Annotated in this window: 5 protein-coding genes; 4 read left to right on the forward strand and 1 reads right to left on the reverse strand. The window is 61.4% G+C overall.

The window, feature by feature from the left end; all coding sequences use genetic code 11:
* Positions 1 to 2 precede the first annotated feature (2 nt).
* From ftsA to lpxC, 4 genes are all read left to right on the forward strand, one after another.
* A complete protein-coding gene (gene ftsA, locus VGH41_RS11590) occupies positions 3 to 1,214 on the forward strand; it encodes a cell division protein FtsA (protein ID WP_331597563.1) in 1,212 nt (403 codons plus the stop codon).
* Between the two features lie 130 nt (positions 1,215 to 1,344).
* Entirely contained in the window at positions 1,345 to 2,544 is a 1,200-nt protein-coding gene (gene ftsZ, locus VGH41_RS11595) for a cell division protein FtsZ (RefSeq protein WP_331597565.1), read from the forward strand.
* Between the two features lie 271 nt (positions 2,545 to 2,815).
* The gene (locus tag VGH41_RS11600) at positions 2,816 to 3,319 is read left to right on the forward strand and encodes a peroxiredoxin (RefSeq protein ID WP_331597566.1); all 504 of its coding nucleotides are present in this window, start codon (positions 2,816 to 2,818) and stop codon (positions 3,317 to 3,319) included.
* A 276-nt stretch (positions 3,320 to 3,595) separates the two neighbouring features.
* The gene (lpxC, locus tag VGH41_RS11605; protein WP_093645251.1) at positions 3,596 to 4,513 is read left to right on the forward strand and encodes a UDP-3-O-acyl-N-acetylglucosamine deacetylase; all 918 of its coding nucleotides are present in this window, start codon (positions 3,596 to 3,598) and stop codon (positions 4,511 to 4,513) included.
* An 80-nt stretch (positions 4,514 to 4,593) separates the two neighbouring features.
* Here the strand turns inward: lpxC and VGH41_RS11610 are convergent.
* Positions 4,594 to 5,062 (reverse strand): DciA family protein (locus VGH41_RS11610; RefSeq protein WP_331597568.1); only part of this gene is annotated, 469 nt, incomplete at its 5' end.

Below are 5,062 nucleotides of genomic sequence, written 5' to 3' on the forward strand. Positions count from 1 at the left end.
ATCTGCTGGTCGCCCTCGACATTGGGACGTCGAAGGTAGTGGCTATCGTCGCCGAGTTGAAGGGCGAGGGCCACTACGAGGTGATCGGCCTCGGCCAAAGCGAATCGAAGGGTCTGAAAAAGGGCGTGGTGGTCAACATCGAAACGACGGTGCAGTCGATTCAGCGGGCGCTCGAAGAAGCCGAGCTGATGGCCGACTGCAAGATCACCAACGTGTTCACGGGGATCGCCGGCAGCCATATCCGCAGCTTCAATTCGAGCGGCATGGTGGCGATCAAGGAAAAGGAAGTGACGCAGGCCGATGTGGCGCGCGTGATCGAGACGGCCAAGGCGATCAACATCCCGACCGATCAGCAGGTGCTGCATATCCTGACCCAGGAATTCATCATCGACGGTCAGGAGGATGTGCGCGAGCCGATCGGCATGAGCGGCATCCGTCTGGAAGTGAAGGTGCATATCGTCACCGGCGCGGTGAGCGCGGCGCAGAACATCGTCAAGTGCGTGCGCCGTTGCGGGCTGGAAGTGAACGATCTGATCTTGCAGCCGCTGGCGTCGTCGCTGGCGGTGCTGACGGAAGACGAGAAGGAACTGGGCGTGGTGCTGGTCGACATCGGCGGCGGCACGACGGACATCGCCATCTTCAGCGAAGGCGCGATCCGTCACACCGCGGTGATTCCGATCGCCGGCGACCAGATTACGAGCGACATCGCCATGGCCTTGCGCACACCGACGCCGGATGCGGAAGACATCAAGGTGGATTACGGCATCGCCAAGCAGGCGCTCGCCGATCCGGACGAGATGATCGAAGTGCCGGGGCTCGGCGAGCGCGGTCCGCGCACGCTGTCGCGCCAGGCGCTGGCGGCGGTGGTCGAGCCGCGTGTCGAAGAACTGTTTTCGCTCGTGCAGCAGGTGGTGCGCGAGTCGGGTTACGAGGAACTGCTGAGCTCCGGCGTCGTGCTGACGGGTGGTGCGTCGATGATGCTGGGCATGGTCGAACTGGGTGAAGACATTTTCCTGAAGCCGGTGCGTATCGGCGTGCCGGAATACGCGGGCGGTCTGGCTGATGTCGTGCGCAATCCGCGCTATTCGACGGCGATGGGTCTGCTCGTCGAGGGACGCTCGCAACGCATGCGCGGTCGTAAGGTGGCGGTGCAATCGGGATCGATGGGTCAGGTGTTCACGCGGATGAAGGACTGGTTCCTGGGCAATTTCTAAAGATTTCGCTGTACGTACGAAGTTCGACAATACGCGCTGGTGCCGGCGGCCGGCGCGCGACAGGGGGTTGCCCGATCTCCTGCCGAATAACGGCCGAGTGGCTGCAATTTTTTATCTTGACGGAGGCAACATGGAATTCCAGATGCTGGAAACCGAAACCAACGGCACCATCATCAAGGTGGTCGGAGTCGGTGGCGCTGGCGGCAATGCCGTTCAGCACATGATCAACAAGGGCGTCCAGGGCGTCGACTTCATCGTGATGAACACGGACGCGCAGGCGCTGTCGCGTTCGCGCGCGACCGCGGTGATCCAGCTCGGCAACACGGGCCTGGGCGCTGGCGCGAAGCCGGAAATGGGCCGCGCCGCAGCAGAAGAAGCACGTGAACGCATCGCAGACGCACTGCGTGGCGCGCACATGGTGTTCATCACCGCAGGCATGGGCGGCGGCACCGGCACGGGCGCAGCACCCGTGGTCGCGCAGATCGCCAAGGAAATGGGTATCTTGACTGTTGGCGTGGTCAGCAAGCCGTTCGAATTCGAAGGCGGCAAGCGGATGCGCGTCGCAGAAGCCGGTTCGCAGCAACTGGAGGATCACGTCGACTCGCTGATCGTCGTCCTGAACGACAAGCTGTTCGAGGTGATGGGCGATGACGCCGAGATGGACAAGTGCTTCCAGTGCGCTGACGACGTTCTGAACAACGCAGTGGCCGGGATCGCGGAAATCATCAACGTCGACGGTCTGGTGAACGTCGACTTCGAAGACGTGAAAACGGTGATGGGCGAGCAGGGCAAGGCGATGATGGGCACGGCGACGGTTGCCGGCGTCGATCGTGCGCGTCTGGCCGCCGAGCAGGCTGTGGCTAGCCCGCTGCTGGAAGGTGTAGATTTGTCGGGTGCGCGTGGCGTGCTGGTGAACATCACGTCGAGCCGTTCGCTGCGTCTGTCCGAAACGCGCGAAGTGATGAACACCATCAAGAGCTACGCCGCGGAAGACGCAACCGTGATTTTCGGCGCGGTATACGATGATGCAATGGGCGACGCGCTGCGTGTGACGGTGGTGGCAACGGGTCTGGGCCGTGCGGCGAAGAAGCAGCAATCGGCTCCGATGACGCTGCTGCGCACCGGCACCGACAACCAGCCGATCGGCGGTCATCAGCACGCGTATGCGCCGCAGCAGCATCACACGAGTACGGCAGACTACGGCTCGCTGGACACGCCGGCAGTGTGGCGCACTTCGCGTGACACGGCGGCATCGCACGTGCAGGCGCTGCAGGAAAAGGGCGTCGACACGTACGATATTCCGGCATTCCTGCGCAAGCAGGCCGACTGACGTACACGAGCAGGCTTTCGCTGCGGCACGTGAACTGCGTGCCAGCGGACGAGATGCACGAGCGTGGCGGGTGGAACGGCGAAACAGGCTGCGTTGTCGTCAGATGCGCGGCCAGGACAGGTGCCCTCTTCGGAATCGCGAAGCGGATCGGGTCACTGTCGCCGGCAGGTAGTGCAACGGCCTGGCGTTAGCCTCGCCGCAGCGCGACTGCAAGATCCACTGCGACACGACGACGTGCGGGCATGCTCCGCATCGATGTGAAGGAACGAGCATGATCAAGGTGGGTGACAAGCTACCCGACGTGACGATCTTCGAGTTGATCGAAGATGAGCGTGCGGGCTGCACGATCGGGCCGAACAGCTTCGACGTGCGTGGACAGACCGCGGGCAAACGCGTGGTGATCTTCGGATTGCCGGGCGCGTTCACCCCGACCTGTTCGGCCAAACATGTGCCGGGTTATGTCGAGCACGCCGAGCGGTTGCGCGCCGCCGGCATCGACGAGATCTGGTGCGTGTCCGTCAACGACGCGTTCGTCATGGGCGCGTGGGGACGCGATCAGCACACCTCGGGCAAGGTGCGCATGATCGCGGACGGTAGTGCGGCTTTCACGCGAGCGCTCGGTCTGGAGCAGGATTTGTCGGCGCGTGGCATGGGGGTTCGTTCCCAGCGCTATGCGATGGTGGTCGACGACGGCGTGGTCAAGACGCTGAATGTCGAGGCACCCGGCAAGTTCGAAGTCAGCGATGCGGTGACTATCCTCGCTACGTTGAGCTAGTACCTGGAAGCCAGACCGCCTTCACCCGGCACCTTCGTTGTGCCGGGACAACGGCAAAATGGCATTCATGTGACAAGCCGTAACGCGGGCTGATGACCGGAAACGCCTCCGTTCCGGGCATCGGCCCGTCACGCTTTGCCTGAGCGATAGATCGGGTAATGCACCGAAACAGATTGATACGCTCCGGGCAACGACGCTCTATAAGGGAATGGAGTATACTTCGCGCTATGGAATAAAAAGTCCCGATTGGGATTTTCAATCGAATAGAAGATCACCATGTTGAAGCAGCGCACTATCAAATCAATCGTCAAGACAGTCGGCATCGGTCTGCACTCCGGCCGCAAAGTCGAATTGACGCTCCGCCCGGCGGCGGCGAACACCGGCATTGTGTTTTCGCGGGTGGATTTGCCTACGCCGGTGGATATCCCTGCGTCGGCAATGGCGATTGGCGATACGCGTCTAGCTTCCGTACTGCAGAAAGACGGCGCGCGCGTGTCGACCATCGAGCATTTGATGTCCGCATGCGCAGGCCTCGGCATCGACAATCTTTATATCGACGTCACCGCTGAAGAAATTCCGATCATGGACGGTAGTGCGGGTTCGTTCGTGTTTCTGATTCAGTCGGCCGGTATTGAAGAGCAGAACGCGCCGAAGAAATTCATCAAGGTCACCAAGCCGGTTGAAATTCGTGACGGCGATAAATTCGCGCGTCTCGATCCGTATTTCGGTTTCAAACTCAAATTCACCATCGATTTCCGTCACCCGGCTGTGGATAAAACCGGCCAGGCGCTGGAAGTGGATTTTGCCAATACGTCGTATGTGCGGGAAATTGCCCGTGCGCGTACGTTCGGCTTTGCGCATGAAGTGGAAATGATGCGCGAACTCGGTTTGGCACGCGGTGGCAGCATGGATAACGCCATCGTGCTGGACGAATACCGCATTCTGAACAACGACGGCCTGCGTTACGACGACGAATTCGTGAAGCACAAGATGCTCGACGCGATTGGCGATCTGTACGTGGTCGGCCATCCGCTGCTGGCTTCGTACACGGCATACAAATCGGGCCACGGCCTGAACAACGCTTTGTTGCGCGAGTTGCTGGCGCATGAAGATGCGTACGAAGTCGTCACGTTCGACGACACGCAGAAGGCGCCGCGCGGTTTCGCGTACGAAACGCAGACGGCATTTGCCTGATCGGCGTAGCGCCTTCGGATGAAATGTCCGAAGCGAATGGATGAAAAATAAGCGGCCCTTCTGGGCCGCTTATTTTTTGTTCAGCGATTTCTCCGATGCCGCGCTGCCATTTTCGCCAAAGCTTCCTGCAGCGGCGAGGGCGCGAGCGATTGGGAGAGCGCGTGCAGCGCGTCGGCACCGACCGGCGTCATTCGCGCCTGCTTAACCGGCGGCGGCTCCTTGACCGCCTGCGGTCGTACGCGAATTCTCAGCGCATTGACCGGCCAGCCGCGCTGCTGCAGATCCGACAACAGCCGGGGCTCCAGATGCCGTAAGCGTGCCGCGAGAGCATTGTGCGCGGCAAAGAGCGCCAGCACGCCTTCCTTGATAAAGCCAGGGTCCACGCTCGTCGCAAGATAGTCGGGCAGCAGGGCGCGCAGATCCTTCTCCAGCGCGGCAATCTGCTCGACGCTCGCGCGCAGGGCCGCGAACGCATCCGTGCGATTGAGCACTTCGGCGACGGGTTGCGGGCGGCGCGCCTTGAACTGCTTGGGCGGTGGCCTTGAAAAG

The organism is Paraburkholderia sp. (genome assembly GCF_036488795.1).
GTDB lineage: Bacteria > Pseudomonadota > Gammaproteobacteria > Burkholderiales > Burkholderiaceae > Paraburkholderia.